At 37.4% G+C, this 4,052-nt stretch carries 3 protein-coding genes and 1 pseudogene; all 4 read right to left on the bottom strand.

From position 1 onward, the window contains the following. Window positions 1-1,648: protein-arginine deiminase family protein (locus F6K13_RS21990; RefSeq protein ID WP_287288376.1), on the bottom strand; the 1,648-nt coding region annotated here is incomplete at its 3' end. 20 nt (window positions 1,649-1,668) lie between these two features. Then, window positions 1,669-1,806 (bottom strand): hypothetical protein, encoded by a 138-nt coding sequence (locus tag F6K13_RS21985; RefSeq protein ID WP_161564610.1) that lies wholly within the window; start codon window positions 1,804-1,806, stop codon window positions 1,669-1,671. A gap of 422 nt (window positions 1,807-2,228) precedes the next feature. Next, on the bottom strand, window positions 2,229-3,002 hold the full coding sequence (locus F6K13_RS21980) for a response regulator transcription factor (protein WP_124154460.1): 774 nt from the start codon (window positions 3,000-3,002) through the stop codon (window positions 2,229-2,231). A gap of 574 nt (window positions 3,003-3,576) precedes the next feature. Then, window positions 3,577-4,052: pseudogene (locus F6K13_RS21975) on the bottom strand (hypothetical protein); the annotation flags it as partial.

The following is a 4,052-nucleotide window of genomic DNA, read 5'->3' as shown; positions in this document are numbered from 1 at the left end:
CAATATCTACTGGCGGACCCTGAATCTTTTGTGCTTTAATAAAATCAACGATTTCTGGATTCAGACCTACTTCACCTGCCTTACCATAATAAATTCTTCCCAGATCGTATCCTGGCAAAGGTGGTGTCACTTCTAGGTTGCCATAAGCATCTGCCCATCTATTTAGGGGATCGAGTTGTCTAGGTTTACCTACTTCAAACCAGCCAAAATCTTCTTTGAGCAGACTTCTAGCGTATTGGTCATTTTCCCCAGGACGGTTAGCTTTGAGTACCACATTCATATTATGGGTTTTACCTTGAGAGGGAAATTGCACATAACCTATTTCTTTAGTATCTTGCATCCAGGTGGTGCCACCAGAATTAATTTGAGCTTTAGCACCTGTTCTTTCGACGATCTGTTTGATTTTGGCCACAAATTCTTGATTGCCAAAACCACGTTCGCTGACATGAAGCTCTTTGACTGGAGCAGTATTGGGAGACATTAACCAGGGGACTACACCTATTTGAATACTATCAGAAGCAATTTGTCTACCATTTTTTTCAGCGATCGCTGTTAATTTAACGACTCCTTTCCAGTTGCGATCGGCGAACTGTTTAGCTTCCACACCTAATACTACTTTCTCTCTAGATATTAATGCTTCAGTACCAGAAATATCTACTGGTTGCCATCCGTATTCTGTTTTTTGGAATACATTAATATAGTCACTAGCATCTGTATCTGTTGAGATATAGATTTGAGCATCTTGATAATTTTCTGCTACTTGAATATTCACCAGCGCTAAGTCTGCTTCATCTGTTTTGCCATTAACTTCTCGATCGCGCCAGTCTGGTATTCGATCGCCATTATCATCATCGCTATTAAATAGCATCAATGCACCTTCTGATAAAGTCCATTTTTCTCTACTCGATCTGTCAGCTTCATCTAACTCTCCGTCTCTGTTGGTGTCGCCATATATGGTGAAACCAGGAGATAAACTATATGCAATGGGTGAATAATTGGTTGTATTATTGTCTGTGTCATCTTCTGTATTTTCTACCCATCTTCTTGCTGCTATGACTTTTTCATAGGAGGCAACTGCTAAATAACCCTGATATTCGATCATTTTTTCGATCGCTTTATCTGTAATTAACGAGTTTTGGGGAATTTGGCGCAGGTTGAAAATTGCCTCTAACCAAAGATTTTCTGCTTCTTGCCAAGTTTGGTAATTTGCCTGAATTGTTTTTCCTTTTTCTACTGCCTTACTTGCTTTGGCGATCGCTTGCTTCCAGCTTTGAAGCGCTTTTTCTTCTCTAATAATATTAGCTTCTACATTACGGAAGTTTTTCAGGGTTTTTTCATACTGTTGTAGGTGAAATTGGTATTGCCAGGGTTCTTCTACTTCTTGGAGAGTTGGCCTTTGAGAAACTTTATTCAGTTCAGCTTTTATTTCGTCTCTAAGCTGGTAAAGTTCTGATAGTGAATTTACTTTTCTTGTAGTTTTTAAGTTGTTGTTTATTGACTCGAGGGTTTCTAAAGGCGAAACTGCTGAGTTTGCTTGTTCTAGAAGTGAAGGTTGTGCCACTGCTTGAGGAACAGGCACCCAAATAATTGCTACTAATGCTCCAATGGTATTAACTAGAGCTATTTTGACATATCTAATCCAACACATAGTATACATCCTCATATATACTAATGGATTTTAGCGGATTTTTGGCAACTCAGAGGACTAATTTCCGATCTTCTCACATTTACTCTCCAGGAGTCTCGCCAAATAATTATTCCTTCACCAACACCTAAATTAATACCAAATTCATTTCTAAGTTGCATAGAATAATATTGTGATCGGGGTTAACTTTAGAGCGAGATAGACAAGTTAATAAATTTCTTCAAGAAGGAAGGACTGAAGTTGGAAAAAGGAAAAAATAATTTTGTGCTGCCTTAGATAAAATTGGTATAAAACCTTAATTTATCAAAATAATTGGGTCGCGCAACCCCGCCTTTTCAGGCGAAATATTTTTGGAGGGGGGATCAAATCCCCGTTACAAAAATAACTTTTGACTCTCTTGGTGCGCTACCAGGTGCGACTGGCGTCGTCGCGGGGTCGCACCGCTTCTGAGTTCTGACTTCTGACTTCGTTAAATTTCCGGTTGAGAGATTGTAATTCGTAAGGTATTACAGAATTTTGAAAAAATCTCTCTGTCAGTTCAGTTTTTTATACCTAAATTATAATTTTTCAACCGGAAATTATTTTAAGATTCTCTCACCCATTCCTGATTTGGTTTTGCCAAATTAGATGTTTCCACATTATTAGCACTGGAACTATTACTAGGTAACTCTAAGCAGTAACCAGCACCGTATACTGTTTTAATATACCGAGGATGGCGAGGATCTGGTTCCATCTTTGTTCTCAGATGTCTAATATGGACTCGGATCGTCTCAATATCATCATCTGGATCGTAACCCCAGACTTCCTTGAGAATTTCACTCGGAGATACTGTCTGGCCATGTCGTTGCAGTAAACAATGGAGTAACTCAAATTCTAAATGAGTTAGTTTGACTGTCTGCTCAAACCAAATAGCCTCAAACCTTTCAGGAACAAGAGTCAGAGGACCATAATTCAGAATTTCGCTATGTTTAGCTGCTTGTGGTATTCGATCTGTGCGTCGGAGTAGGGCACGCACTCGTGCCAGCATTTCTTCTACTTCAAAGGGTTTTGTCAGATAATCATCTGCTCCAGCATTAAAGCCTTCTACTTTATTTTGGGTGTGACTTAAAGCAGTTAACATCAGTACCGGAATATCGGCTGTCCGTTCATCACGACGCAGACGTTGACAAACTGTAAACCCATCTACCTTTGGTAGCATTAAATCTAATACTATCAGGTCTGGTAGTAGTTGGAGGGCTAGAGCTTGCCCTTTTATGCCATCTTCTGCTTGGCTAACTTCATAGCCAGCCATTTCTAGGTTGACAGCAACGAGTTCTGCGATCGCAGGATCGTCGTCAATGACGAGTATTCTGGGCATCATTTGCTACACTTACCTATAATTTTTTTTATTGTAATGTTTAATTAAGATTTTTAAGTTTGTTCTCACATTTTGTTATAATTATTTTTCAATACATAGCCCATTTTTAATTTTATTTTTCTACTTCTCTATAACATAATTTTATCTTTTTGTCAAGTAAGGCAATTATAGAATATAGAAAAATATCTAAGTGGTTCTTTAACTAGCTCTTGGCGATCGGCTTTCAGCTATCAACTTGAGTTGAAATTCCCAGCTTGTAGACACTAGATAATTCAAGAGGGGTTGAAATTCTCTTTGAAATTGCATTTACTCGGTTTCAGTATAAATCTAAGCTGTTTGCGGAGCATTCCGTTTAGGAAATACTGACTGCACCAAATTGCTGTTTGAGGAGAATTCCCTCAGGAAATGCTTTTTAAATTAAGTCCTTGAATTTTAGTAAAGCTATTGTTTAATTGTGACTTAAGGCCAAGTAAATTTTAAGTAAACTTTTGCTCTCCAAATTTTTTGATAAAAGTAAAATATTGGGGATCTAAAAGTTAAAAAAAAGCCATTGATTTAATTTAAAACTTTGTGCTTAAAATCTAGGAATTATAGGTAAAAATTGTGCTTGTTCTTTAAAATATTTCCATGCAATTGATTCCGGATCTTTTTGACTACTCCATTCTCCAAAATCAGGTTTTGTTTTCCGTTTACTGATAGTACTAGCATGAACATTAAGCCTAATTGCTAATTCTTTTTGGGTAAGAGGAGAAGCTATTTCAGTAGCAGATTGAAGTTGGGAATTTTCTGGGAAATCTTTTAGATGAGAATTTAGTTGGGAATTCTTTGGCAGTTGAGTCTCATAATTTGAAACTTTCGGGATTAATTGAGTATTGTGTTCTAAAATTTTATCCGTTGGTCTTCCCACTAGAGATACAGCAGTAGGAAAATAATATAATAAGCTACCCTCTTGTGTAATTTCTAATTCAGCACCAAATTCTTTGGCTTGTTCATCAAGAAACTCTTGGACTATTTTTCCCGATAGTTGGGAGTTTATGGCTAAGTCTAAGA

This window comes from Okeania sp. SIO2B9 (assembly GCF_010672505.1).
GTDB lineage: Bacteria > Cyanobacteriota > Cyanobacteriia > Cyanobacteriales > Microcoleaceae > Okeania > Okeania hirsuta.
The sequence above is the reverse complement of the archived record's forward strand: the minus strand, read 5'-3'. Positions and strand labels throughout refer to the sequence as shown.